The following is a 26,707-nucleotide window of genomic DNA, read 5'->3' on the forward strand; positions in this document are numbered from 1 at the left end:
TCCCCGATGGCGCCGACGCCGCGGATCGGTCACGCTGAGTGACATGAAGAAGCTGAGTGACACGACGTCCGAAGAGAAGCAGACCTACCGGTCACCGACCGCGACGGTATTGACCGTCAGTTCCGTGAGACCCGGACGCTTCGGCGGGGTTCCGCCACCCGGTCCGTGCGCCTCGCTGTGCACGACGATGCGGACGTAGCGGGCGGGGGTCCGTCCCGAGTAGCCGGTGCCGTACCAGTGCCTGCCGTCCTGGGAGACCTGGGTGACGGCGGACTTCGGGCGGGTTGCGGTCCAGTGCGGGGTGATCTGGCCGATGGTCGTGATCCGGCCGAGATCGACGGTGAGGGTCGCCGTGGGGGTGTCCGGGGTCCAGGCGGTGGCGGTGTTGCCGTCGACGGCTGCGGCCGCGTACATACCGGGCTCTTCGGAGGTCGCCCTGGCCGGGGCGCAGCGGGCGGCGTTGGAGGTGGCCGCGAGGTCGGGCCGTCGGGTCTTGAGGACCGCGGGCAGGCCGCGGCTGACCACCTTCTCGCCCTCCGGGGTGGCGATACGCATCGGTGCACCGGCGGTCAGCCGCACGGTGGTGTGGTGGGCGCGGAGGGCGATGTCGTAGGTGCGTCCCTGCCAGTGCAGGCCGTGGAGGGTGACGCCGTCGGAGAGCTGCGGCGGCAGCATCGGGTCCAGGCGCAGCCGGTCCTCCTCCATTCGCAGGCCGGTCAGGCCGTAGGTGAAGGTCTGGAGGAAGCCGCCCTTGCCGGTGAGGAAGTCCTGCGCGGGCCGGCCGGCGTGCGGGTCGTCGGCGCCGGCCTTGGTGCCGCGCGCCTCGGAGAACTGCGCGAACGGTCCGCGGACGAAGGGTTTGATGGCACGAAGGAGGTAGGTGTAGGTCGAACAGCCGGGCTCGCCGAGACCGGCGGCATCGATGGCGTGGACCGAGTCCGTCATGGCCGGGCCGTCCGGGTCGGTGCGGGCGGCGTAGTAGTCGAGGGTGCTTGCCGCCTGCCGGGGGGACATGGGCCAGCGCAGCGGGTAGATCAGCAGGACGGTGTCGGCCTGTTTGATGGTGGTGCCCCGGTAGCCGGCGTACTGCCGGAAGCGGTGGTGCTTGGCGTCGTAGGGGATCCGCAGCTTGTCGGCGAGGGCGTTCCAGGAGGCCGGGGCGTGCAGGCCGAGGACGGCGGCGGCCCGCGTGGCGTGCCGGAGTGCGGTGGCCGCACCGGCGTTGGTGAAGACCGCGTCGTTGACGCCGTTGCTGTATTCGTCGGGTCCGGCGACGTTCTTGACGGAGTAGCTGCCGTCGGGGTTCCTGGTGGCCCGGGACGTCCAGAAGTCGGCGATGCCCTTGAGGACCGGCCAGCCGCGTGAGCGCAGCCAGGCGGTGTCCTTGGTGGCCACGTAGTACTGCCAGGCGGCCAGGGAGATATCGCCCATGAGGTGGTTCTGGGTCCGGCAGTGCGGCGGATCCCAGCTGTGGCACTCGCTCCACAGGTCGCCCTTGCCGCCGCTGGTCCAGGCGTAGAAGAGGCCGTCGTAGCCGAGCTTGCGGGCGTTGGCGCGGGCGGCGTCCCGGGTCCGGTAGCGGTAGTCGACGATCGACCGCGCGAGGGCGGGGTGGGTGGCCAGGAGGCCGGGGTACATCCAGGTCTCGGCGTCCCAGAAGATCTCGCCGGCGTAGTTGTCGCTGGTCAGGCCGGTGGGGCCGATGCTGTTGCGGCTGTTGGCGCGGGTGCTGGAGAGCAGCCCGTACTGCGCGGCGCGCACCCAGGACTGAAGGGCGCGGTGCCCCGTCACCTCGATGTCGGAGCGCCACAGGCGCCGCCAGGCCGCGGTGTGCCGGGCGAAGAGGGCGTCCCAGCCGCGGCGCGCGGCCCGCTGGGATGCGGCGTCGGCCGCGGCGCGCGGGGAGCGGGAGGTGAGTGCGGTGTCGACGCCGAGGTACTTGGTCAGCTCGTAGGGGCGGCCGGAGCGTACGGGGAAGGAGAGGCTTTGACTGTTGGACAGGTGGCCCGAAGGGCCCGTGGTGGCCGGGGGCACCGGGCGTGGCGTGCCGGCGGAGCGGACGCCGGGGCCGGTGCGCAGCGTGGAGGCCACCGCGCCGTCGGTGCGGGTGCCGTCGGTGCGGAAGGCGACGTCCATGGTGCCGTCGGCCGTGGCGGCGGTGTGGGCGGGCGCGATCCGGCGGGCGCCGCGGCCGTCGAGGATGTCGGTGACGGTGGCGTGGCCGGTCCAGTGGGGCGTCATCCGCAGCCGTACGGCGGCGGTGTGGGCGTCGGTGCGGTCGGCGAGGACGTCGTAGACCAGGTCGGTGGTGCGGCCGTCGGCGGCGGTCCAGGTCAGCGAGGTGCGCAGAAAGCCGCAGCGGAGGGAGAGGGTCTGGCGGTAGTGGGAGATGCGGCCGGGTGCGGTGGCGGAGGAGAAGGTGTCGGGGTGGGCACCGCCGGTGGTCACGTTGAGCGTGGTCCAGGTGGGGAGCGCCGCGATGGCCTGGCGGCCCGCAACGTTCTTCGGCCCCTTGGCGTACAGCCCGGAGACGAAGGAGCCGTCGTAGGCGGGGGTCTTGAGCGGCCAGCCCGTTGCGCCGCCTGGGGCGGCATATCCGGTGCCGTTGGGCGGGACCCGCTGCCCCAGATAGCCGTTGCCGACGAAGGCGTGGTGGGGGTCCTTCGGGTCGATGCGCGTGGCGGTGGCCGTCCAGCCGGCCCGCATGCAGGAGCCGTCCGGCGGCCGGGACGCGGCCGGTGCGGGAGCTTCATCCGCGACGGGCCCCGCGGCCGGGACCGACGCCGCGGCGGGCGCCAGGACGGCGACGACCGCGGCGGCGAGCACGGGGGCGATCAGCTTGCGGGTCCGGCGGGATACGGGCCGGGGGCGCGCCGGGGCCGGTGCGGGCCGGTTCATCGGGGGTGGGGAGTGATCCATGGCTCTCCGTCGTACGTGCGCGGGCCGCCCATACCCCATGCTCCGGCACGAACGCCCTGAACACCGCTTCGGACACCGCGAGGGCAGGCCGGCAGGCCGCCCGGGATGCCCCTCGCCTCCGGGAAGGAAGAGGGCCGCCCCGCGCCTCGCGAACGTCTCGGCACCTTAAAACGCCGGCCCCGCCCGGGGCACCCCGTTTGGCCACATCCATCGGCCACCGGGGCAGCAGGCATCGAATATCGGCCATCCGACGCCCCGGGGTGGCCGAACCAAATCGCTCCGATTGGTCAATAGGGCCACAGTTGCGGCACACTTTTAGACTGACCAGTCAGAACAAAGGAGGGGTTGTGGACACCACCCGTCAGGGGGCGGCGATCAACGCCAGAGGAATCGGAGTGGAGGGCCCACGGGGGTGGGTATTCAGAGGTGTCGACATCTCCGCGGACCCGGGCGCGCTGATCGCCGTCCAGGGCCCCTCGGGATCCGGCCGTACGTGTCTGCTGCTCGCGCTCACCGGGCGGATGCGGATCACCGAGGGCCAGGCGACGGTCGCCGGGTTCCCGCTGCCCAAGCGGATGGGGACGGTGCGCGGCCGCAGCGCCATCGCGCATGTGGCGGGCGTCGCCGAGCTCGAACCGGCCCTCACGGTCGGTGAACACCTCAAGGAACAGGCCCTGTTGGGCCGACGCCTCAAGGGCTCGCTGCCCTGGGGGCGCCGCCACAAGGAGGCCACTCGGGCCCGGATCGACGCCGCGCTGGCGGCGGCCGGACTCGACCCCGACGTCCTGCCCAAGGGGCTGCGGACGACGGTCCGGGATCTGGAGCGGATCGAGGCGCTGCGGCTGTCCATCGCGCTCGCGGTGATGCACGCCCCGCGGCTGCTGGCCGTCGACGACGTCGACCTGAAGCTGTCCCCGCCCGAGCGCGCCCAGGCCTGGCAGCTGTTGCGGGACCTCGCGCTGGCCGGCACCACCGTCGTCGCGGCGGGCAGCGATGCCCCGGCGGACGCGCTGATCGTGCACACGGCGTCCCTCGACAGCGAACGGACCACCGGCGCCGCGGACCGAAGCCCCGCGCACCCGACCACCGAGACCCAGGACACCGCGACTCAGGACAAGGAGGAAGCACCGCATGCGTTCGCCGAAACTGGCCGCGCTTGAGCTCAGGCGTTTCGGCAGGGGAAAGCTCCCCCGGCTGGGCCTCGTCGCCCTGATGCTGATCCCGCTGCTCTACGGGGCCCTCTACCTGTGCTCGTTCTGGGACCCCTACAGCCGCCTGGACAAGATCCCGGTAGCGCTCGTCAACGAGGACCAGGGGGCCACCGCCGACGGCAAGAAGATCACCGCGGGCAGCGATCTGGCGAAGAGCGTCAAGGACAGTGACACCTTCGACTGGGAGGAGGTCAGCTCCGCGGACGCCGCCAAGGGTCTGGAGGAGGGGACGTACTACCTCTCGCTGACCGTTCCGAAGAATTTCAGCCAGCGGATCGCGTCCAGCTCCGGTGACTCCCCGCAGACCGGCGCGCTCCAGGTCCGTACGAACGACGCCAACAACTACATCGTCGGCTCCATATCGAAGACGGTGTTCTCCGAGATCCGGGCCAAGACCTCGGCGAAGTCGTCGCGGGCCTTCCTCGACAAGATCTTTGTGTCGTTCTCCGATCTCCACGACAAGACCGCGGAGGCGGCGGACGGCGCGAAGAAGGTCGACGACGGACTCGGCACGGCCAAGGACAAGACCGGCCAACTGGCCGACGGCCTCGACAAGCTGGACGACGGCTCGGGCAAGCTGCATGACAAGGCCGGTCAGCTCAGCCAGGGCGCCGGAACGGTCGACAAGGGCGCGAAGGACGTCAGCAAGGGCACGACGGACGTCAGCAAGGGCACGGCACAGGCCGGCGCCAAGGCCAAGGAACTGAGCACGGGAGCCGGCAAGGTCGCGGACGGCACCCAGCAACTCGCCGACAAGGTGCAGGGCATCGCCAGGAAGGACCTCCCCTTCCTGCGCGAGCACGGCAAGGACATCGGCGAGAAGGCGCAGATCGTCGCCGACCTCAGCCAGAAGCTCGACGACGACCTCGGCAAGCTCCCCGGGAACTCCGCCAAGGCCGCCCAGCAGGCCCGTACGGCTGCCGACAACGCCGCGAGCATGTACCAGGAGCGCTGCGGCGGACTCGTCTCCACCGACGCCGACTGCGCCAAGCTCAAGGGGATCGCGACCGGCACCGCCGCGGCCGCCGATCTGGCGGAGAAGGTCAACGACACCATCGCCCACGCGGACTTCACCCAGTGGCACGAGAAGCTGAGTGAGCTGCACCAGGGCGCCGTGATGGTCGCCCAGCAGGCGCCGGGCATCGCGGACCGGGCCGACACCGCCATCAGCCAGATCAACGCGCTCAACAGCGGTGCCCACAAGGTCTCTCAGGGCGCTGCCCTGTTCGCCGACAAGCTCGGTGAGCTCGCCGACGGCGCGGGCAAGGTCGCCGACGGTGCGGGCAAGGTCGCCGACGGCACCGGCCAGGTCGCCGACGGCAACCGCCGTCTGACCGACGGCGCAGGAGAGCTGCACGACAAGCTGGGCACCGCCGCAGACGGCGCCGAGAAGATCAGCGGCGGCCTGTTCAAGCTCAAGGACGGCACGAACCAGCTGGCCGACGGGCTGCACAGCGGGGTCGCCAAGATCCCGGACTACGACAAGAAGGACCGCGACGCCCGCACCGAGGTCATGGCCGACCCGGTCGAGCTGGCCGCCAAGTCGATGCACAAGGCGCCCAATTACGGCACCGGCCTGGCGCCGTACTTCATCCCGCTGTCCCTCTGGGTCGGCGCGATGGTCGCGTTCATGCTGCTCCAGCCGCTGAGCAAGCGGGCGCTGGCGGCCGGTGCGCCCGGCTGGCGGATCGCGCTCGGCTCCTGGCTGCCCGCCTTCGCCATCGGCGTGGTCCAGGTGCTGGCCCTGATGGCCGTCCTCCACTGGGGCCTCGGCCTGGAGATGGCCCGCTCGGCCGCCACCGTCGGCTTCCTGCTGCTGGCGACGGCCGCGTTCACCGCCATCATCCAGTTCTTCGGCGCTCAGTTCGGCCCGGCCGGCCGGGTGCTGACCCTGGTGGTGCTGATGCTCCAGCTGACCTCGGCCGGCGGCACCTACCCGGTGCAGACCAGCCCCGGCTTCTTCGCCGCCATCCACCCGTTCCTGCCGATGAGTTATGTGGTCGACGGGCTGCGGCGGCTGATCACCGGCGGCGATCTCGGCATCGTCTGGCAGGGCTCGGCCGTCCTGGTCGCCTTCACCGTGGGGGCGCTGGCGCTCACCGCGCTGACCGCGCGTGGCCGGCAGGTCGTGCGGATGAAGGACCTGCACCCGGAGCTGAGCCTGTAGCAGCCGAGTTGGGCCCGTCGCCGTACGGGACAAGGCAGCCCCGGGCGGGCGGCGCGGAACCTCGCGCCGCCCGCCCGGGCGTGTTCGAGGGCCGTGCCCCGGCCGATTGTCAGTGGTGCCGGTTAGGTTGGTTGTCGGTTGGCCGAGCCCATGGACCTGTCGTCGGCCGGGCCCGTGGAGGGGCACGGCGACGACACGGGAGGGGGACGACGATGACTCGGGAGGGTGGACGACAATGACCGAATCCAGCGCGAAGACCACATCCGGCAGCGCGGGGAGCCCACCGCCCCCGTATCCGTATCCGCCCGTCTCCCCGCCCGTCGGCGCAGCCTCCGTCGCCCCGCGGATCCCGGCCACCGCCGAGGAGGCCCTGGAGATCGGCCGCGCGCACTATCCGGCGGTCGGCTCGCCGGGCGGCCCCTCCGGCCTCTTCGTCCACGAATTCGACGTCGGCTATCTGATCCACGCGAGCTGGCCCGCCCCCGAGGGCCCGGCCGGGATACCCCGCGACCCCGGCGGCAGCCATATCGTCATAGCCAAGCGCGACGGCGGCGTGACGGCCGTACCCAACTTCCCGCCGGAGTCGGCCGTCGAGGTCTACCGCACGTGGCACCGGCCGCGCCCCTAGGCGTCCAAGTGCGGGGGCCGCACGCCTCCGGGCCCGATCCGGCCCGGGACCGGCCCCCGTCCTGGACTCGGCGCCGGCCCCGGCCCCGGCCTCGCTGTGCCGCCTACGCCCCCTGCCGGGCCGCCGCGATCTGCCGCGACATGATCGTGGTCAGCTCGTACGCCGTGTGGGAGGCGGCCACGCAGGTGATCTCCGCATGGTCGTACGCCGGGGCGACCTCGACGACGTCGGCCGAGACCAGGTTGCAGGAGGCCAGCCCGCGCAGGATCTCCAGCAGCTCGCGGGAGGTCAGGCCGCCCGCCTCGGGGGTGCCGGTGCCGGGGGCGTGGGCCGGGTCGAGCACGTCGATGTCGATGGAGATGTAGAGGGGGCGGTCGCCGATGCGCTGACGGAGCTGGTCGGCTACCTCATCGACACCACGGCGCATCACATCGGCCGAGGTGACGATGCCGAAGCCCATCTTCTCGTCGTCGGTGAGGTCCTGCTTGCCGTAGAGCGGTCCGCGGGTGCCGACGTGGGAGAGCGCGGAGGTGTCGAGGATGCCCTCCTCGACGGCGCGGCGGAACGGCGTGCCGTGGGTGTACTCGGCGCCGAAGTAGGTGTCCCAGGTGTCCAGGTGGGCGTCGAAGTGGAGCAGCGCCACCGGGCCGTGCTTCTTGGCGACCGAACGCAGGAGGGGGAGGGCGATGGTGTGGTCACCGCCGAGGGTCATCAGCCGGGCGCCGGTGCCGAGAAGATCGTCGGCGGCGGCCTCGACGGTCTCCACGGCCTCGTTGATGTTGAACGGGTTGGCGGCGATGTCACCGGCGTCCGCGACCTGGGCGAGGGCGAACGGGGAGGCGTCCTGGGCCGGGTTGTACGGGCGCAGCAGACGGGATGCCTCGCGGATGGCGTTGCCGCCGAAGCGGGCGCCGGGGCGGTAGGAGACACCGGTGTCGAAGGGGACGCCGACGACGGCCACATCGGCCGCACCCACCTCGTCGAGGCGGGGCAGACGGGCAAAGGTCGCCGGGCCTGCGTAACGCGGGATGCGGGAGGAGTCGACGGGGCCCACGGGCTGGTGCGATGCGTTTGCTGCGGTGGTCATGGGGGTGAGAGTAGGGAGCGGCACCGGGCCGGCCCATGGACATTTGCACACGATGATCGATAGCCATTCGACGTTTTGTCCAGGGCCGCGCCCGGTCCGGGCCATCCGACAGCACGCGGGGCGATCGGCGCGCCCCGGCGTACCCGGCGTCCGCGGTACGGAACTCCCCCGCCCCGTTCGATCCGTACGGGCACAATGGCGCTATGCCGATAGCCGCTGAACCCTCCGCCCCCTCGCGCACCGAACTCGTCGACCATCTGGTGCGCACCCGGATCGCCGGTGACGTCGCCACCCCCCGGGAGAACAACCTCTCCCACTACCGGAGCCTCGCCAACGGTGACCGGCACTACTGGCTCGGGCTGGAATTCGGCGAGCGGTGGACGGACGAGCAGGATGTACTCGCCGTGATGGCCGAGCGCTGCGGAGTGAGCGACGATCCGCATCACCGGCAGGGTCAGGACACCATCGACCCGGAGCTGACGGTGGACGCGCTGGAGCGGGCCGCGGCGGTGCTGCGCAAGGCGGCGGCGGGCCGGCACCGGGTGCTGTTCGCGACCGGCCACCCGGGCGGGCTGCTGGATGTGCACCGGATGACGGCGCAGGCGCTGCGCGCCAAGGGCTGCGAGATCATGACGGTGCCGGGCGTGCTGGCCGCGGAGGACGGCCTGGTGGTGCAGTTCGCGGATGTGGCCGTACTGGAGCGCGGGGCGACGCTGTGGCACACCCACTCCCCCGCCCCGATGTCGGCGATCCTGGACCAGCTGGAGCGGGACGGCGCCCCGCAGCCGGATCTGGTCATGGCCGACCACGGCTGGGCGGGCTGCGCGGGCCAGCGCGGGATCGACACCATCGGCTTCGCGGACTGCAACGACCCGGCGCTCTTCCTGGGCGAGGCCGAGGGCACGCTCCAGGTGACCATCCCCCTGGACGACCATGTCGTCAGCCCGCGCTACTACGACCCGCTGACCGCGTATCTGCTGAACGCCGCCGGGCTGGCCTGAGCGTCACCGAGCCGACCTGACGCTCCGTCAGGCTGCCTCTAAGGCCAAGAGGAGACGTACGCACCAAGGGCGTACGCACCGGGGGCGTACGCACCAAGGGAACGTACCCAGCCCCTACCCCTCCCGCGCCGCCGACGTGAGGGACATGTCCGAGTACCGCTCGCCCGCCACCTGGCCGGCGATCGGCTCCAGCAGCGCCAGCTCTTCGGCGGTCAGCACGATCCGTGTGGCCGCGGCGTTCTCCAGGAGGCGGCTGCGCTTGCGGGTTCCGGGGATCGGCACCACGGTCAGGCCGTGCACCTGGGCCCGCTGCTGCACCCACGCCAGGGCGATCTGCGCCGTGGTGGCGCCACGGTCGGCCGCGATCTTGTGCAGCGGCGCGAGGAGAGCGGCGTTCGCCTTGGCGTTGTCGCCGCTGAAGCGCGGCAGCAACTGCCGGAAGTCGCTGGTGGAGAGCTCCGTGCTCGCGTCGGTGAAGGCACCGGTCAAAAAGCCCCGGCCGAGCGGCGAGTACGGCACGAAGGCGACCCCGAGTTCGGCGGCCGCGCCCACCGCGCTGCGCTCGACGTCCCGGCTGAAGACCGACCACTCCGTCTGCAGGGCGGCGATCGGGTGCACGGCGTGCGCCTCGCGCAGCTCGGCACCGGTGACCTCGCTCAGCCCGAGGTGCTTGACCTTGCCTTCCCGTACGAGGTCGGCCATGGCGCCGACGGACTCGGCCAGCGGGACGGCGGGGTCGCGGCGGTGCATGTAGTAGAGGTCGATGACCTCGACGCCCAGGCGGCGCAGGCTCGCCTCGACGGCCGTTCTGATGTAGCCGGGATCGTTGCGGATGGCCCGGTAACTCGGGTCGTCGGCACGGTATTCGATGCCGAACTTGGTGGCCAGGGTGATCTCGTCGCGGTGTGCGGCGACGAACGGCGCGAGGAACTCCTCGTTGGCGCCGACGCCGTACATGTCGGCGGTGTCGATGAGGGTGACGCCCGCCTCGACGGTGGCCTCCAGGGTGTCGCGGGCCGCCGCGTCGTCGGTCTGCCCGTAGGCGGCGCTGATGCCCATGGCGCCGAAGCCCTGGACGCCGACGAGGGGGCCGCCGGTGCCCAGTTCGACCTTGCCGATCGGTTCGATGGCGTGGCCCAAGTCACTGGCGTTGCTCGTGTCGTTGGTGCTGCTCGTGTCGTTGGCGTTGCTCATGATGGCGCTCAGGCCCTTTCCGGCGCCTGGTCGGCGCCCGCATAAAAGTCGATCTTGGCGTCGAGTACGACGAGGGTGTCCTGGAGCTCCGCCATCCGCGCGACGACGTCGCGCCGGGTCTGCTCCAGGATCTGCCGCCGCTCGACGAAGGTGACCTCGCCCCGGCGGACCAGCTCCGCGAAGTGCACCATGTCGGCGACCGCCATCCCGGTCAGCCGCAGCCTTCGGACGAAGGCGAGCCAGTCCAGGTCCCGGTTGCCGAAGATGCGCTGACCGGTGTGCGACCGCGCCACGTGCGGCATCAGCCCGATCTCCTCGTACCAGCGCAGGGTCGGCGCGCTGAGCCCGGTGTACGCCGCGACCTCGCTGATCGTGTAGCGGTCCTGGCCGTCGGGTCGCGGATGGTCCGGATCCGCGGCCACGCAGACGTCCACGGGCGGGGAGTTCACGGGGGTGCTGTCGGTCACCGTCATGCGGGCAACGCTAGAAGGTTCAAGTGCACTTGAAGCAAGCACTCTCGAAACGTGTGCACGTGAAGCAGGCACTCCGCCGTCTACCGCGGCACCCGGATGACGCCTTCCTGGATGACCGAGACCGCCAGCGCTCCGTCCGCCGTGAAGATGCGGCCCTTGCCCAGGCCGCGGCCGCCCTGGGCGGTGGGGGACTCCTGGTCGTAGAGCAGCCAGTCGTCGGCGCGCAGCGGCCGGTGGAACCACATGGCGTGGTCCAGGCTCGCGCCGACCACATCGCCGACCGCCCAGCCGCCCCGGCCGTGGGCGAGCAGGATCGAGTCGAGCAGGGTCATGTCGGAGACATACGTGACCAGGCAGATGTCCAGCAGCGGACGGGGGATCACGGTGTCGCCGTCGAGTTTGCCCCGGGTGCGGAACCAGACCTGGGAGCGGGGCTCGCGGGCCTCGCCGACAGTGCCGAACGGCGGCTCGTCCACGTACCGCAGATCGATCGCGGCCCGGGACTCCAGCAGCCGGTCGACGACGCCCGGGTCGGTGAACCGGTCGGCGTAGCGGGGCAGCATCTCGGCGGCGGTGGGCAGTTCGAGCGGGTCCGGCGCCCGCGGCATCGGCTCCTGGTGCTCCAGCCCCTCCTCGTCCGCCTGGAAGGAGGCGGAGAGATGGAAGATCGGCTGGCCGTGCTGGACGGCGACGACCCTGCGGGTGGTGAAGGACCGGCCGTCACGGATCCGGTCGACGGTGTAGACGATGGGCGCGCCGGGGTCGCCCGGGCGCAGGAAGTAGGCGTGCAGGGAGTGCGGCGGGCGGTCGGCGGGGACCGTCCGCCCGGCCGCGACCAGTGCCTGGGCGGCGACCTGGCCGCCGAAGACGCGCGGGACGAGGGAGGCGCGGCTCTGTCCGCGGAAGATGTCCTCCTCGATCCGTTCGAGGGCGAGCAGATCGAGGAGGGAGCTCAGGTCGTCGTTCACGTGCGGATCGCTCGGCCGGGTGCCTACAGGCCCATCGACTTGGCGATGATCGACTTCATGACCTCGCTGGTGCCGCCGTAGATGCGGTTGACGCGGTTGTCGGCGTACAGGCGGGCGATCGGGTACTCGTTCATGAAGCCGTAGCCGCCGTGCAGCTGGAGGCAGCGGTCGATGACACGGTGGGCGACCTCGGTGCAGAAGAGCTTCGCGGACGCGGCCTCGGCGGCGGTCAGTTCGCCGGCGTCGAGGGCCTCCAGGGCGCGGTCGGCGACGGCCTCGGCGGCGTCCACCTCGGCCTGGCAGGCGGCCAGTTCGAACTTGGTGTTCTGGAAGGAGGCGACGGTCTTGCCGAAGACGGTGCGCTCCTGCACGTACTCCTTGGCGAACCGGACGGCGGCCTTGGCCTGCGCATAGGCGCCGAAGGCGATGCCCCAGCGCTCGGAGGCGAGGTTGTGGCCCAGGTAGGCGAAGCCCTTGTTCTCCTCGCCGAGCAGGTCCTCGACCGGGACCTCGACGTCGACGAAGGCCAGCTCGGCGGTGTCGGAGACCTTCAGGCCGAGCTTGTCGAGCTTGCGGCCGACCGAGTAGCCCTTGGACGTGGTGTCCACGGCGAACAGGGAGATGCCGAAGCGGCGGTCGTCCTCGCGCGGCGCGGCGGTGCGGGCGCACACGATCACGCGGTCGGCGTGCACCCCACCGGTGATGAAGGTCTTGGCGCCGTTGAGGACGTAGTGCGTGCCGTCGGCCGACAGCTTGGCGGTGGTCTTCATGCCCGCGACGTCGGAGCCGGTGCCCGGCTCGGTCATCGCCAGCGCCCACATCTCCTCGCCGCTGACGAACTTCGGCAGGTAGCGCTTCTTCTGCTCGTCGGTGGCGAGCATCTGGATGTACGGCAGGCCGAGCAGGACGTGGACGCCGGAGCCGCCGAAGGTGACGCCCGCGCGGGAGGTCTCCTCGTACATCACGGCCTCGAACTTGTGCGAGTCGATGCCGGCGCCGCCGTACTCCTCGGGGACGCGGATGCCGAAGACGCCCAGTTCGGCGAGCTTGTAGTAGAACTCGCGCGGGACCTGGCCGGCGGCGAACCACTCGTCGTGGACCGGTACGACCTCGGCCTCGATGAAGGCCCGTATCGTCTCGCGGAACGCCTCGTGGTCCTCGTTGAACACCGTACGGCGCATAGTTGCGTCGCCTCCCTGACCGCCACCCGTGGCTAAGCGCTTGCTCAGCTTCTGTACCCGGCGAAAGCTACCGGCCGGTCACCAGAGCTGTCCAGAGGTGTTCGACGAGTCGTACGCCACCGTGCCCCGCCTCCGCCCGGCTACACCGGCCGGGCCCCCTCCGCCGGCTCCACCGCCCCGAAGGCTCCCAGCGCCAGCCGGTGCAGCAGTTCGGCCATTTCCGTACGGCCCGGGAGGGAGCCGGGGCGGCCCAGGTGGGGGGTGGAGTTCAGCAGGCCGAAGACGGCGTGCACGGCGGCGCGGGCCTGCGACTCGGAGGGGCCGGGGTGGACCTGGCGGACGACCTCCACCCACAGCTCGACGTACTGCCGCTGGAGCTGGCGGACCCGCTTGCGGTCGGCCTCGCGCAGCCGGTCCAGCTCGCGGTCGTGCACGGTGATCAGCGGACGGTCGTCCAGCGCGAAGTCGATATGACCGTCGATCAGGGCATCCAGCACCGCCTCGGGGCTGTCGCCGCCCTCCGCGATCCGCATCCGCCCGCCCTCCAGCAGCCGCTCGCTGATGCCGACCAGCAGCTCGGCGAGCATCGCGTCCTTGCCGGCGAAGTGGCGGTAGAGGCCGGGGCCCGAGATCCCCACCGCGGCCCCTATCTCGTCCACCCCGACGCCATGGAACCCGCGCTCGGCGAACAGCCGGGCCGCCTCCTTGAGGATCTGCTCACGGCGGCTGGTCGCGGCGGGGGCATGCGCATTACTCATGCGGCCAATTGTAGACAGCCGGGTTAGTGGTCGTTAACCTGAAGACACGCGACGTTAACGACCACTAACTCGAACGGTGGCGCGAGGCGCGTCGTACGAGAAACCCGCAGGCAGGACGACCGCGCGGGACGACGCTGCACGACGACGGGCAAGGGGGCTCGTGGACATGGAGCAGGCACCGGTGCTGGGGAGTCACGCCGATCCGGCGTCCGACTCCTGGCGGGCCAACGAGGCCGCGCACCGCGAGCTGACCGGCCGGCTGCGCGACACCCTCGCGGCGGCCCGGCTGGGCGGCGGCGAGAAGGCCCGGGCGCGGCACACCGCGCGCGGCAAACTGCTGCCCCGCGACCGGGTGGACGCCCTGCTGGACCCCGGCTCGCCCTTCCTCGAGGTGGCGCCGCTGGCGGCGGAGGGGATGTACGGCGGGGCCGCGCCGGCCGCCGGGGTGATCGCCGGGATCGGCCGGGTCTCCGGCCGCGAGTGCGTGATCGTCGCCAACGACGCCACGGTCAAGGGCGGCACGTACTACCCGATGACGGTCAAGAAGCATCTGCGGGCCCAGGAGATCGCCCTGGAGAACCGTCTGCCGTGTCTGTATCTGGTGGACTCCGGCGGAGCCTTCCTGCCGATGCAGGACGAGGTCTTCCCCGACCGCGAGCACTTCGGGCGGATCTTCTACAACCAGGCGCGGATGTCGGGCGCCGGCATCCCCCAGATCGCCGCCGTCCTGGGGTCGTGCACGGCCGGCGGCGCCTACGTCCCCGCGATGAGCGACGAGGCGGTGATCGTGCGCAACCAGGGCACGATCTTCCTGGGCGGCCCGCCGCTGGTGAAGGCTGCCACCGGTGAGGTGGTCACCGCCGAGGAACTGGGCGGCGGGGAGGTGCACTCCCGCACCTCCGGCGTCACCGACCATCTGGCCGAGGACGACGCCCATGCGCTGCGCATCGTGCGCACCATCGTCTCCACCCTCGGCGAGCGCGCCCCGCTGCCCTGGCCGGTGCGCACCGCCGAGGAGCCCAAGCTCGATCCGGCCGGCCTCTACGGCATGGTCCCCACGGACTCCCGTACGCCCTATGACGTCCGGGAGGTGATCGGCCGGATCGTCGACGGCTCCCGCTTCGCGGAGTTCAAGGCCGAATACGGCACCACGCTGGTCACCGGCTTCGCCCATGTCCACGGCCATCCGGTCGGCATCGTCGCCAACAACGGCATCCTCTTCTCCGAGTCCGCCCAGAAGGGCGCCCACTTCATCGAGCTGTGCGACCAGCGCGGCATTCCGCTGCTGTTCCTCCAGAACATCTCCGGCTTCATGGTCGGCCGGGATTACGAGGCCGGCGGAATCGCCAAGCACGGGGCGAAAATGGTGACGGCGGTGGCCTGTACGCGGGTCCCCAAGCTGACCGTGGTCATCGGCGGTTCGTACGGCGCGGGCAACTACTCGATGTGCGGGCGCGCCTATTCCCCCCGCTTCCTGTGGATGTGGCCGAACGCCAAGATCTCGGTGATGGGCGGCGAGCAGGCCGCGTCCGTCCTCGCAACCGTCAAGCGCGACCAGCTGGAGGCGCGGGGCGAGGAGTGGAGCGCCGAGGAGGAGGCCGCGTTCAAGGCGCCGATCCGCGAGCAGTACGAGACGCAGGGCAGCGCCTACTACGCCACGGCGCGGCTGTGGGACGACGGGGTCATCGACCCGATGGAGACCCGGCAGGTGCTGGGGCTGGCCCTGACCGCCTGCGCCAACGCCCCGCTGGGCGAGCCCGGCTTCGGCGTCTTCCGGATGTGATCCCCGTGACCCCCAAGGCGATGACCACGAGAGGGATGGCGACGTCCATGTTCGACACGGTCCTGGTGGCCAACCGCGGCGAGATCGCCGTCCGCGTCATCCGTACGCTGCGCGCCCTCGGCATCCGCTCGGTGGCCGTCTTCAGCGATGCGGACGCGGACGCCCGGCACGTCCGGGAGGCCGATACGGCGGTACGGATCGGGCCCGCACCGGCCGCCGAGAGCTATCTGTCCGTCGACGCCCTGCTGGCGGCGGCCGCGCGGACCGGTGCGCAGGCCGTCCACCCCGGCTACGGCTTCCTCGCCGAGAACGCCCGCTTCGCCCGCGCCTGCGCCGAGGCCGGGCTGGTCTTCATCGGGCCGTCCGCCGAGGCCATCGATCTGATGGGCGACAAGATCCGGGCCAAGGAGACGGTCCGGGCGGCCGGGGTGCCGGTGGTGCCCGGCTCCTCCGGCAGCGGCCTGGACGATGCGCAACTAGCCGCCGCCGCACGGGAGATCGGCATGCCGGTGCTGCTCAAACCGTCCGCGGGCGGCGGCGGCAAGGGCATGCGGCTGGTCCGCGAGGAAGCGCCGCTCGCCGAGGAGATCGCCGCCGCCCGGCGCGAGGCCCGCGGTTCGTTCGGCGATGACACCCTCCTGGTGGAGCGCTGGATCGACCGCCCCCGGCACATCGAGATCCAGGTGCTGGCCGACGGCCACGGCAACGTCATCCACCTGGGCGAGCGCGAATGCTCCCTCCAGCGGCGCCACCAGAAGGTCGTCGAGGAGGCGCCGAGCGTCCTGCTGGACGAGGCGACCCGGGAAGCGATGGGCGAGGCCGCCGTCCAGGCGGCGCGCTCCTGCGGCTACCGGGGCGCCGGCACCGTCGAGTTCATCGTCCCGGGCAAGGACCCCTCGGCCTACTACTTCATGGAGATGAACACCCGCCTCCAGGTCGAGCACCCGGTGACCGAGCTGATCACCGGATACGACCTGGTGGAGTGGCAGCTGCGGATCGCGGCGGGCGAGCGGCTGCCCTTCGCCCAGGAGGACGTCGCCCTGACCGGCCACGCCGTCGAGGCCCGGATCTGCGCCGAGGACCCCACCCGCGACTTCCTGCCCACCGGCGGCACGGTCCTGGCCCTGCACGAACCGCAGGGCGACGGGATCCGTACGGACTCCGGCCTGTCCCGGGGTGCGGAGGTGGGCAGCCTCTACGACCCGATGCTGTCCAAGGTCATCGCGTACGGACCGGACCGCCCGGCCGCGCTGCGCACCCTGCGGGCGGCGCTGGCGCGGACGGTCACCCTCGGGGTGACGACCAACGCCGGCTTTCTGCGCCGGCTGCTCGCCCACCCCGATGTGGTCTCCGGCGAGCTGGACACCGGGCTGGTGGAGCGGGAGGCGGCCGCCCTGGTGGACGGCGCGGTGCCGCCGGAGGTGTACGCGGCGGCCGCGGCGGTGCGGCAGTCCGCCTTGGAGCCCGACGTGCCGGCGGGCGGCTGGTGCGATCCGTTCGGCGTGCCCAGCGGCTTCCGGCTGGGCGGCGAGCCCGCCCCGGTGCGCCACTGGCTGCGGGTGCCGGGCCACGAGCCCGTCCCGTACGACCTGCGGCCCGGCGCGCCCCTGGACGTCTCCGAGGACCGCGTGCGGGTCACCGTCGACGGCGTGGTGCACACCTTCCACCGCGCCGGCTGCTGGCTGGGCCGGGACGGCGACTCCTGGCACGTCCAGGACCACGACCCGCTGGCGGCCACGCTGAGCGGGGCCGGTGCGGGGCACGGCCTGGACGCCCTCGCCGCACCGATGCCCGGCACCGTCACCGTCGTCAAGGTGGCCGTCGGCGACGAGGTCACGGCCGGGCAGGGCCTGCTGGTGGTGGAGGCGATGAAGATGGAGCACGTCATCGCCGCACCGCACGCCGGGACCGTCACCGAACTGGAGGTCACCGCGGGCACCACCGTCGCCATGGACCAGGTCCTGGCCGTCGTCGCCCCGCACGAACCCGCCGAGGAGCCCGCGTCATGACCGCAGACCACACCCCCGCGGCCGGAACCTCAGCGTCCGGCGTACCCGTGCCCGGCCTGCCGATGGAGATCCGGGCGGCGGGCCTGCCCGCCCGCGTACGGATCCACGAGGTCGGCCCGCGCGACGGCCTCCAGAACGAGAAGGCCGTCGTCCCCACCGAGATCAAGGCCGAGTTCATCCACCGGCTCGCCGCGGCGGGCCTGCCCGTGGTGGAGGCCACCAGCTTCGTCCACCCCAAGTGGGTCCCCCAACTCGCCGACGCCGAGGCCCTGTTCCCGCTGCTCGGCGATCTCGATCCGCACCGCCTGCCGGTCCTGGTGCCCAATGCCCGCGGACTGGACCGGGCGATGGCCCTGGGCGCCCGGCGGATCGCGGTCTTCGCCAGCGCCACCGAGTCGTTCGCCCGGGCCAACCTCAACCGCACCGTGGACGAGGCGCTGGCGATGTTCGCGCCGGTCGTCGCCCGCGCCAAGGACGACGACGTGCACGTCCGCGGCTATCTCTCCATGTGCTTCGGCGACCCCTGGGAGGGCCCGGTGCCCGTCGCCCAGGTGGTGCGCGTGTGCCGTGCGCTGCTCGACTTGGGCTGCGACGAACTGAGCCTGGGCGACACCATCGGCGTGGCCACCCCCGGCCACGTCCAGCGGCTGCTCGCCGCCCTGAACGAGGCGGGCGTGCCGGCCTCCGGCCTGGGCGTGCACTTCCACGACACCTACGGCCAGGCGCTCGCCAACACCTTCGCCGCCCTCCAGCACGGCGTCACCACCGTCGATGCCTCGGCCGGCGGCCTCGGCGGCTGCCCGTACGCCAAGAGCGCCACCGGCAACCTCGCCACCGAGGACCTCGTGTGGATGCTGCACGGCCTCGGCATCGACACCGGTGTCGACCTCGGCCGGCTGACCGCCACCAGCACCTGGATGGCCAAGGCCCTGGGCCGCCCCAGCCCCTCGCGCACCCTGCGCGCCCTCAGCTCCGACTCCCACAAGGAGTGACCGATGTCCCTGGATCACCGCCTGCCCGACGAGCTGGAAGAACTCCGGCGCACGGTAGAGGCGTTCGCGCACGACGTTGTCGCCCCCAAGATCGGCGACTACTACGAACGGCATGAGTTCCCGTACGAAATCGTCCGGCAGATGGGCGAGATGGGGCTGTTCGGACTGCCCTTCCCCGAGGAGTACGGCGGGATGGGCGGCGACTATCTGGCGCTCGGCATCGCCCTGGAGGAGCTGGCCCGGGTCGACTCCTCGGTGGCCATCACCCTGGAGGCCGGCGTCTCGCTCGGCGCCATGCCCCTCTACCGCTTCGGCACGGAGGAGCAGAAGCGCACCTGGCTGCCCAGACTGTGCAGCGGCGAGCTGCTCAGCGCCTTCGGCCTGACCGAACCGGACGGCGGCTCGGACGCGGGCGCGACGAGGACGACGGCGGTACGCGACGGCGATGACTGGGTGATCAACGGCAGCAAATGCTTCATCACCAACTCCGGTACGGACATCACCGGCCTGGTCACGGTCACCGCCGTCACGGGCAGGAAGGCCGACGGCAGCCCGCTGATCTCCTCGATCATCATCCCGTCCGGCACGCCCGGCTTCACCGTCGCCGCCCCGTACTCCAAGGTCGGCTGGAACGCCTCCGACACCCGCGAACTGTCCTTCTCCGACGTCCGCGTCCCGGCCGCCAACCTCCTGGGCGAGGAGGGCCGCGGCTACGCCCAGTTCCTGCGCATCCTCGACGAGGGCCGGATCGCCATCGCGGCGCTGGCCACCGGGCTGGCGCAGGGCTGTGTGGACGAGTCGGTGGCCTACGCCAAGGAGCGCCGCGCCTTCGGCCGTCCGATCGCCGCCAACCAGGCCATCCGGTTCAAACTCGCCGACATGGAGATGCGCGCCCACACCGCCCGGCTGGCCTGGCGCGACGCCGCCTCCCGCCTCGTCCACGGCGAACCCTTCAAGAAGGAGGCGGCGCTGGCCAAGCTCTACTCCTCCGAGATCGCGGTGGACAACGCCCGCGAGGCCACCCAGATCCACGGCGGCTACGGCTTCATGAACGAGTACCCCGTCGCCCGGATGTGGCGCGACGCCAAGATCCTGGAGATCGGCGAGGGCACGAGCGAGGTCCAGCGGATGCTGATCGCCCGGGAGCTGGGGGTCTAGGACCGGGACCGGGACCCGTACCGGCCGGACGTCACGGGACGTCCGGCCGGCCCGCTCACCGCGCGGGCCAGGGCACCTCCGGCGAACGGAAGTAGTGGATGCCCATGGCGTCCCAGCGGGGCCCCTGTGCGGCCAGCCGCTCGCGGTAGGACGGCCAGTCGTGGGTGCCGGCCGGCGACCAGCCCAGTTCGGCGATGCCCGGGAGCCGGGGGAAGGCCATGTACTCGATGTGCGCGGAGGTCGAGAGGGTCTCGCTCCACAAGGGCGCCTCGACGCCCACGACCGCGTTCCCGGGCGCGCCGTCCAGGTACGTGCCCGGGTTCCAGTCGTAGGACCGCCGGACGCCCACATAGCCGGCCCAGTGCAGCCCCAGCGGGGTGTCCTTGTCGTACTTCATGTCGAGGTAGGCGCGGTCGGCGGGCGAGAGGATCAGCCCGGTGCCGTTGCGGGCGGCGTCGGCGACCTGCTTGCGCTCGGCCGCGCTGGTGGCGTCGTAACCCCAGTACTGGGCGATGGCGCCCTTCGCGGGGTGGGCGCCGGTCAGCTGGTGCCAGCCGATCGCCGTCTTGCCGTACTTGGCGACCACCGGCTGCACCTTGTCCATGAAGGCCACGTAGTCGTCGTGGCTGGTGGAGTGCGCCTCGTCGCCGCCGATGTGGAGAGAGCGGCCGGGGGTGAGCGCCGCGATCTCGCGGACGACGTCGTCGACGAAGTCGTAGGTCACCTTCTTCGGGACGCACAGCGAGCTGAAGCCGACGTTGGTGCCGGTGTAGAGCGGCGGGGCCTGGCCGTTGCAGTTGAGCTCGGCGTAGGAGGCGAGCGCGGCGTTGGTGTGGCCGGGCATGTCGATCTCGGGGACGACGGTCAGATAGCGGCTCGCGGCGTAGTCGACGATCTCGCGGTAGTCGTCCTTGGTGTAGTAGCCGCCCTCTCCGCCGCCCACCTGTGTGGAGCCGCCGTAGGTGGCCAGCCGGGGCCAGGACTTCAGGGCGATCCGCCAGCCCTGGTCGTCGGACAGATGCAGATGCAGCCTGTTGATCTTGTACATCGCCAGCTGGTCGATATAGCGCTTGACCTGGTCGACGGTGAAGAAGTGCCGGGAGACGTCGAGCATCGCGCCGCGGTAGGCGTAGCGCGGGGAATCGGAGATGACGCCGCCGGCAAGACGCCACGGCCCGGGCTGTTCGGTGCGCCTCTCCAGGCTCGCGGGAAGCAGCTGGCGCAGCGTCTGGACGCCGTGGAAGAGCCCGGCGGGCCGGCCGGCACTGATGGTGACCGCGCGGGCGCCGGAGGCAAGCCGGTAGCCCTCCGCGCCCAGCGCCCTGGTCCCGGGCCCGCCGAGCCGCAGCACGATGCCGTCGCGGCCGTCCTTGGTGGTGACCGGCAGGCGGTATCCGGTGGCCGGGCGCAGCATGCCCGCCAGATAGGAGCCGACCCGCCGGGCCTCGGCCGAGCCGTCCGGGACGCGGATGCGGGTGTGCGCGTCGAGGGTGTACGGGGTGCCGCCGGGCCGTACGGAGGCCGGTGCGGGGATGACCCGGTCGAGGGGCGCGGGCGGGGCGGCGGACGGCCGGGCGGAGGCGGCGGAGGTGCCCAGCCCCGCCACCGAGAGCAACAGCAGCGAGAAGAAGAGTCGGCGTCGTCTCATCGGCGGTCCCTTCGCGACCTCATGTGCACGGCGGGTGTGATCGGCACAGTGTGCCTGGCATGTCCTGCATGGCATGGAGCGACCGAACGGTGACCATGCGTACCGTGAGCGTCGTACGCGGTCAAGGTTTAGACCAGTTTCCGAGCGCCATCCCAGGGATCTGCCCGATGTCGGGCAGATTTCTTGCGATTCCCGGCGCGGTTCAGCAGTATCAACGGGTGCTCGATCGCCGTCCGTCCCACGAGGACCTCGTTGACCACCTGGTGCGCAGCACGCCGCTACAGCGCGGCGAGGCCGCCCGGGTGGTCCTGGACGTGCTCGCGTACTTCGACGAGACCACCGAGGGGTTCGTCCGCCGCAGACACCGCGAGCTGCAGTCCCAGGGGCTGCGGAACGAAGCGATCTTCGAGCGGATCTCCCACGAGCTGCCCCAGCGCGCCGTGTCCCCGCCGGCCCTCTCGATACGCCAGCTGCGCCGCCTCGTCTACGGCTGACGCGCCCCCACAGGGCGCCGGGCACACCGGAACAGACCAAGAACGCAAAGTACGTCCGTCACCACGACTCACTCGGAGGTCGCAGTATGTGCGGGATCGTCGGATATATCGGCAAGCGCGATGTTGCTCCGCTGCTCCTGGAGGGGCTGCAGCGGCTGGAGTACCGCGGCTACGACTCGGCGGGCATCGCCCTGCACGCGAGCGGCACCGGCAAGTCCGGGGGCCTGCGGACCGCCAAGGCCAAGGGCCGGGTCCGTGAGCTGGAGTCCCGGCTGCCCAAGCGCTTCGCCGGCACCACCGGCATCGCCCACACCCGCTGGGCCACCCACGGCGCGCCGACCGACGACAACGCCCACCCGCACCTCGACGCCGAGGGCAAGGTCGCGGTCGTCCACAACGGCATCATCGACAACGCCGCCGAGCTGCGCGCCCGCCTGACCGCCGACGGTGTGGAGTTCGCCTCCGAGACCGACACCGAGGTCCTCGCCCACCTCATCGGCCGCTCGACGGCCGAGAAGCTGGAGGAGAGGGTCCGCGAGGCGCTGCGGCACATCGAAGGCACGTACGGCATCGCCGTCCTGCACGCCGACTTCACCGACCGCATCGTCGTCGCCCGCAACGGCTCCCCGGTCGTCCTGGGCATCGGCGAGCACGAGATGTTCGTCTCCTCCGACGTCGCCGCGCTGGTCTCGCACACCCGCCAGGTCGTCACGCTGGACGACGGCGAGATGGCCACCCTCAAGGCCGACGACTACCGCACCTACACCACCGAGGGCTCCCGTACGACGGCGACGCCGGAGACCGTCGAGTACGCGGCCGAGTCCTACGACCTGGGCGGCCACGACACGTACATGCACAAGGAGATCTCCGAGCAGGCCGACGCGGTGGACCGCGCGCTGCGCGGGCGGATCGACGACCGCTTCTCCACCGTGCACCTGGGCGGGCTGAACCTGGACGCCCGCGAGGCCCGCACGATCCGCCGGGTGAAGATCCTCGGCTGCGGCACCTCGTACCACGCCGGCCAGATCGGCGCCCAGATGATCGAGGAGCTGGCCCGCATCCCCTCGGACGCCGAACCGGCCTCCGAGTTCCGCTACCGCAACCCCGTCGTGGACCCCGACACGCTCTATGTCGCGGTCTCCCAGTCCGGTGAGACCTACGACGTGCTGGCGGCCGTCCAGGAGCTCAAGCGCAAGGGCGCGCGGGTGCTGGGCCTGGTCAACGTCGTCGGCTCGGCGATCGCCCGCGAGACCGACGGCGGCATCTACGTCCACGCCGGCCCCGAGGTCTGCGTGGTGTCCACCAAGTGCTTCACCAACATGGTGGTCTCCTTCGCGCTGCTCGCGCTGCACCTGGGCCGCATCCGCGATCTGTCCGTCTCGGACGGCAAGCGGATCATCGAGGGCCTGCGCCGGCTGCCCGGCCAGATCGACGAGATCCTCAAGGGCGAGGAGCAGATCAAGAAGCTGGCGACGCGCTACGCGGACGCCAAGTCGATGATGTTCATCGGCCGGGTGCGCGGCTACCCGGTGGCCCGCGAGGCCTCCCTGAAGCTCAAGGAGGTCTCCTACATCCACGCCGAGGCGTACCCGGCCTCCGAGCTCAAGCACGGCCCGCTGGCGCTCATCGAGCCCGCCATGCCGACCGTCGCGATCGTCCCGGACGACGACCTGCTGGAGAAGAACCGCGCCGCGCTGGAGGAGATCAAGGCCCGCAGCGGCCGCATCCTGGCCGTCGCGCACCAGGAGCAGGACAAGGCCGACCACACCATCATCGTCCCGAAGAACGAGCCCGAGCTGGACCCGATCCTGATGGGCATCCCGCTCCAACTCCTCGCCTACCACACGGCGTTGGCCCTGGGCCGCGACATCGACAAGCCGCGCAACCTGGCCAAGTCGGTCACGGTGGAGTAGTCCCCGGCAAACGGCGGGGCGGCGTCGTTGCGCGTGCCACCATACGCACAACGCCGCCGCCTCCCCTTGCCGGCGTCGCCCATACGCCGGCGGGATGCCGCCACCCCGGAGACCGTCACCTCCCGGTGGGCAGCACGTCGGTGCCGCGAAACACGTGACGGTCTTTTACCCCCCACAACGGCGCATTCCACTTCCGCGGACCGGTCGGCTCCGCAACTGCCCACAATCCCCATGACGCCCCCTCAACTGTGCACAAGCCGAGGAGAACCGATCGCCCGAGGAGCGGTCAGGGGATGACGATGACGGGCCGCTGCGCACGCCGCGCCAGCCGCCCGGCCACCGAGCCGAAGATCCGGCCGACGATGCCGTGGGTGGACCCGACCACGATGGCGTCGGCCGCGTACTCCCGGCCGACCTCCTCCAGTTCGTGGCAGATGTCCCCGCCGCGCTCGACGAGGATCCAGGGGACCTCGGTGAGATGGTCGGCGCAGGCCAGCTCCAGCCCCAGCACCTCGGTGCGGTGATCGGGCACGTCCACGAAGACCGGGGGCTCGCAGCCCGCCCAGACGGTCGTCGGCAGCCGGTTGGCCACATGGACGATGATCAGCCCGGAGCCGAAGCGCCGCGTCATACCGATTGCATACGCCAACGCGCGTTCGCTCGATGTGGAACCGTCGAAGCCGACCACGACACCGTGCCGGAACGCAGGGTCGCAGGAGCGCGAGGTCTCTTCCGCCGCTTCGAGGTCCGCCATCGGATCGGCGACCTGCTTGCGGTCCGCGGGTTCGGGGAATTCGTGACCGGCCATTGGTGTCTCGGCGAGGACGTCCTCTTGCGGAGGGGCGAACGGGGAACGGCGATTGACTTGATCCGGCAGTTGACTGAGCTGGTTCGATCGCGAAGCGCGAGCCATAGTTCAAAGAGGAACGATACGACTGGGAATCATCTTCCCAACCCGATACCCCAAGAGTACGGCGCCACTCCTCCGCTGCCCAGACTCCGGCGCGGGCACGGGGCACCCGCCGAGGGGGTCAAGGGCCTCGAACGTTCCCCGGAGCATGCCGGAGCGTGGCGCCGATGGCAATGCCCCGCCCTGCCCCCGTACGTACCCCTCGCGGTGACCCGTGATCGTCGGCGGCGTTGTAGTAGCTGCCCGCCGGAAGGGAGCCCGCGATGCCCGCACCGTCCAAGAGATCACCCGACCCAGTGAGAGATCTTGTGCGCTGGGGCGCGTTCAGCTGCGCCCTGGTGCCGTGCGTTCTGCTCGCGAGCGGCACCCCGGTCGGCGGCGCGGCCGCCGCCGGCGCCGGGCTGGCGGCGGTGACCTGCGTGTGCCGCGCACTGCTGCGGCAATCCGAACGGGCCGCGGCCCGGGTCCGGGTGCGAGAGGTCGGACGGCACCGGTGCAGAACAGGGCAAATGGGGGCGGTAGTGCACGGGGGCGGCCGATATGAGGAGCGGCGTACGCCGGTCGAATAGGGCTCCCGCAAGTCTGCGCACGCACGTTTTCAGCCAACTTCTAGCCGGGATCCGACCCCACCCCCCACCACCCCCCAACCTGGGTGTGAGCTGGGCGGAAAGGACCGCCGGGCATGGTTGTGCCCTACTGCGAACGGGCAGAGCCGAGACGCGTACTTTCCCTGGAGGCCCGACGAGTGGAACGCTTCGTGATCGAATGCTTCGCGCCAAGTTGCCATATCGACATACCAGCGGGTGGTGAACTTGGCACTCCATCCTCACGGGGCACAGTAGATTCGATCTTGGTAGCTACAGCGGGGGAACTGTGCAGGACCGAGAGGGCGAGACGACCGAGGGGGGCTTAAGTGCCATGAGCCAGGACTCCGCTGCCGTACCAGATGCCGCACGCAAGCTCGCCGCACGACGACGCCGCGAAATAGTCGCGGTGCTCCTCTTCAGCGGCGGTCCCATTTTCGAGAGCTCCATTCCGCTCTCGGTCTTCGGCATCGACCGCCAAGACGCCGGCGTTCCGAGGTACCGGCTACTTGTGTGCGCTGGCGAAGATGCGCCTTTGCGCACGACCGGGGGGCTCGAACTTTCCGCCCCCTACGGGCTGGAGGCGATCTCCCGTGCCGGGACGGTCGTCGTACCGGCCTGGCGTTCCATCACCCAGGCCCCGCCGCCCGCAGCGCTCGATGCGCTGCGCCGCGCGCATGAAGAGGGGGCCAGAATCGTCGGGCTGTGCACGGGGGCGTTCGTCCTCGCCGCGGCCGGACTGCTCGACGGCCGCCCTGCGACCACCCATTGGATGTACGCGCCGACGCTCGCCAAGCGTTATCCGTCCGTCCATGTGGACCCGCGCGAGCTCTTCGTCGACGACGGCGACGTGCTCACCTCCGCGGGCACGGCCGCCGGTATCGATCTGTGCCTGCACATCGTGCGCAGCGATCACGGCGCGGACGCGGCCAACGCACTGGCCCGCAGGCTGGTCGTACCCCCGCGCCGCACCGCCTCCGATATGGGGCACCAGCGCTACCTCGACCGATCTTTACCAGAGGAGATCGGCGCCGACCCGCTGGCCGAGGTCGTCGCCTGGGCGCTGGAGCACCTCCACGAGCAGTTCGACGTGGAGACCCTGGCGGCGCGCGCCTATATGAGCCGGCGCACGTTCGACCGGCGGTTCCGTTCCCTGACCGGGAGCGCGCCGTTGCAGTGGCTGATCACCCAGCGGGTGCTCCAGGCGCAGCGGCTGCTGGAGACCTCCGACTATTCGGTGGACGAGGTCGCCGGGCGCTGCGGATTCCGTTCGCCGGTCGCCCTGCGCGGCCACTTCCGGCGGCAGCTGGGCGCCTCGCCCGCGGCCTACCGCGCGGCCTACCGGGCCCGCCGGCCGCAGAACGGGGGACCCGAGCCGTCGCTGCGGCCGGAGCGGGGCGAGCGCCCGGAGCGCGGGGAGCGGCCCGGGCCGGTGCCCGGCGGTGCGGAGCGGTTCGCCACGGTGGCCGGGCACGGAACGGCGGCCGCGCTGGCCGCGGCGGAGCCGGACGGGGCCGGGAAACCGACCTCGGACGCCTACGCCGCTCGGATCCCGGAGGCGCCCGTCTCCCGTGGCACGGCCCGCCCCGTGCTGCCCAGCCAGCGGGAGCGCCCCGTAGGGTGAGACGC

Annotated in this window: 20 protein-coding genes; 11 read left to right on the forward strand and 9 right to left on the reverse strand. The window is 71.5% G+C overall.

Annotation, left to right across the window (positions count from 1 at the left end):
• Positions 1-84 precede the first annotated feature (84 nt).
• Positions 85-2,919 (reverse strand): discoidin domain-containing protein, encoded by a 2,835-nt coding sequence (locus B1H19_RS15590; protein WP_083105319.1) that lies wholly within the window; start codon positions 2,917-2,919, stop codon positions 85-87.
• A gap of 347 nt (positions 2,920-3,266) precedes the next feature.
• Between B1H19_RS15590 and B1H19_RS15595 the strand changes: the two genes are divergently transcribed.
• From B1H19_RS15595 to B1H19_RS15605, 3 genes are all read left to right on the forward strand, one after another.
• Positions 3,267-4,079 (forward strand): ATP-binding cassette domain-containing protein, encoded by an 813-nt coding sequence (locus B1H19_RS15595; RefSeq protein WP_083105320.1) that lies wholly within the window; start codon positions 3,267-3,269, stop codon positions 4,077-4,079.
• Positions 4,051-6,297, forward strand: coding sequence for a YhgE/Pip domain-containing protein (locus tag B1H19_RS15600; RefSeq protein ID WP_083105321.1), 2,247 nt, complete (start codon positions 4,051-4,053; stop codon positions 6,295-6,297). The genes B1H19_RS15595 and B1H19_RS15600 overlap by 29 nt, the downstream gene beginning before the upstream one ends.
• A 235-nt stretch (positions 6,298-6,532) precedes the next feature.
• Positions 6,533-6,925, forward strand: coding sequence for a hypothetical protein (locus B1H19_RS15605; RefSeq protein ID WP_083105322.1), 393 nt, complete (start codon positions 6,533-6,535; stop codon positions 6,923-6,925).
• Positions 6,926-7,028: 103 nt separating this feature from the next.
• Here B1H19_RS15605 and speB read toward each other — a convergent pair whose 3' ends face one another.
• Positions 7,029-8,012 carry an agmatinase gene (gene speB / locus B1H19_RS15610; protein ID WP_083105323.1) on the reverse strand — a complete coding sequence of 328 codons (984 nt, stop codon included), beginning with the start codon at positions 8,010-8,012 and terminating at the stop codon, positions 7,029-7,031.
• Positions 8,013-8,215: 203 nt separating this feature from the next.
• On the opposite strand from speB, the gene B1H19_RS15615 reads away from it, so the two are divergent.
• Positions 8,216-9,013, forward strand: a complete 798-nt coding sequence (locus B1H19_RS15615) for a phosphatase (RefSeq protein WP_083105324.1) — start codon at positions 8,216-8,218, stop codon at positions 9,011-9,013.
• Positions 9,014-9,127: 114 nt separating this feature from the next.
• Here the strand turns inward: B1H19_RS15615 and B1H19_RS15620 are convergent, their stop codons facing one another.
• From B1H19_RS15620 to B1H19_RS15640, 5 genes are all read right to left on the reverse strand, one after another.
• Positions 9,128-10,207, reverse strand: a complete 1,080-nt coding sequence (locus B1H19_RS15620; protein WP_083105325.1) for an aldo/keto reductase — start codon at positions 10,205-10,207, stop codon at positions 9,128-9,130.
• Positions 10,208-10,215: 8 nt separating this feature from the next.
• Positions 10,216-10,680: a MerR family transcriptional regulator gene (locus tag B1H19_RS15625; RefSeq protein ID WP_083105326.1), complete on the reverse strand. Its 465-nt coding sequence runs from the start codon at positions 10,678-10,680 to the stop codon at positions 10,216-10,218.
• Positions 10,681-10,760: 80 nt separating this feature from the next.
• Positions 10,761-11,648: an acyl-CoA thioesterase gene (locus B1H19_RS15630; protein WP_083105327.1), complete on the reverse strand. Its 888-nt coding sequence runs from the start codon at positions 11,646-11,648 to the stop codon at positions 10,761-10,763.
• Between the two features lie 23 nt (positions 11,649-11,671).
• Positions 11,672-12,829 carry an acyl-CoA dehydrogenase family protein gene (locus B1H19_RS15635; protein ID WP_083105328.1) on the reverse strand — a complete coding sequence of 386 codons (1,158 nt, stop codon included), beginning with the start codon at positions 12,827-12,829 and terminating at the stop codon, positions 11,672-11,674.
• 140 nt (positions 12,830-12,969) lie between these two features.
• Positions 12,970-13,587, reverse strand: a complete 618-nt coding sequence (locus B1H19_RS15640) for an SACE_7040 family transcriptional regulator (protein ID WP_083105329.1) — start codon at positions 13,585-13,587, stop codon at positions 12,970-12,972.
• 166 nt (positions 13,588-13,753) lie between these two features.
• On the opposite strand from B1H19_RS15640, the gene B1H19_RS15645 reads away from it, so the two are divergent.
• The 4 genes from B1H19_RS15645 to B1H19_RS15660 are packed head-to-tail and all read left to right on the forward strand — an operon-like array spanning position 13,754 to position 19,529.
• Positions 13,754-15,370, forward strand: coding sequence for a carboxyl transferase domain-containing protein (locus B1H19_RS15645; protein WP_083109667.1), 1,617 nt, complete (start codon positions 13,754-13,756; stop codon positions 15,368-15,370).
• 35 nt (positions 15,371-15,405) lie between these two features.
• Positions 15,406-17,379 carry an acetyl-CoA carboxylase biotin carboxylase subunit gene (locus tag B1H19_RS15650; RefSeq protein WP_083105330.1) on the forward strand — a complete coding sequence of 658 codons (1,974 nt, stop codon included), beginning with the start codon at positions 15,406-15,408 and terminating at the stop codon, positions 17,377-17,379.
• Positions 17,376-18,371: a hydroxymethylglutaryl-CoA lyase gene (locus tag B1H19_RS15655; RefSeq protein ID WP_083105331.1), complete on the forward strand. Its 996-nt coding sequence runs from the start codon at positions 17,376-17,378 to the stop codon at positions 18,369-18,371. The genes B1H19_RS15650 and B1H19_RS15655 overlap by 4 nt, the downstream gene beginning before the upstream one ends.
• 3 nt (positions 18,372-18,374) lie before the next feature.
• Complete coding sequence (locus tag B1H19_RS15660) at positions 18,375-19,529, forward strand: acyl-CoA dehydrogenase family protein (RefSeq protein ID WP_083105332.1); 1,155 nt, start codon at positions 18,375-18,377, stop codon at positions 19,527-19,529.
• A gap of 55 nt (positions 19,530-19,584) precedes the next feature.
• Here the strand turns inward: B1H19_RS15660 and B1H19_RS15665 are convergent, their stop codons facing one another.
• On the reverse strand, positions 19,585-21,177 hold the full coding sequence (locus tag B1H19_RS15665) for a beta-N-acetylhexosaminidase (protein WP_083105333.1): 1,593 nt from the start codon (positions 21,175-21,177) through the stop codon (positions 19,585-19,587).
• Positions 21,178-21,395: 218 nt separating this feature from the next.
• Here B1H19_RS15665 and B1H19_RS15670 point away from each other — a divergent pair, with 218 nt between their 5' ends.
• Complete coding sequence (locus tag B1H19_RS15670) at positions 21,396-21,671, forward strand: hypothetical protein (RefSeq protein ID WP_083109668.1); 276 nt, start codon at positions 21,396-21,398, stop codon at positions 21,669-21,671.
• A gap of 86 nt (positions 21,672-21,757) precedes the next feature.
• Positions 21,758-23,584 carry a glutamine--fructose-6-phosphate transaminase (isomerizing) gene (glmS, locus tag B1H19_RS15675; RefSeq protein WP_083105334.1) on the forward strand — a complete coding sequence of 609 codons (1,827 nt, stop codon included), beginning with the start codon at positions 21,758-21,760 and terminating at the stop codon, positions 23,582-23,584.
• A 286-nt stretch (positions 23,585-23,870) separates the two neighbouring features.
• Here glmS and B1H19_RS15680 read toward each other — a convergent pair whose 3' ends face one another.
• A complete protein-coding gene (locus B1H19_RS15680) occupies positions 23,871-24,392 on the reverse strand; it encodes a universal stress protein (RefSeq protein ID WP_083105335.1) in 522 nt (173 codons plus the stop codon).
• A gap of 1,020 nt (positions 24,393-25,412) precedes the next feature.
• Here B1H19_RS15680 and B1H19_RS15690 point away from each other — a divergent pair.
• Complete coding sequence (locus B1H19_RS15690; protein WP_083105337.1) at positions 25,413-26,702, forward strand: GlxA family transcriptional regulator; 1,290 nt, start codon at positions 25,413-25,415, stop codon at positions 26,700-26,702.
• Positions 26,703-26,707: the final 5 nt, after the last annotated feature.

It is taken from the genome of Streptomyces gilvosporeus, assembly GCF_002082195.1.
Taxonomy (GTDB): Bacteria; Actinomycetota; Actinomycetes; order Streptomycetales; family Streptomycetaceae; genus Streptomyces; species Streptomyces gilvosporeus.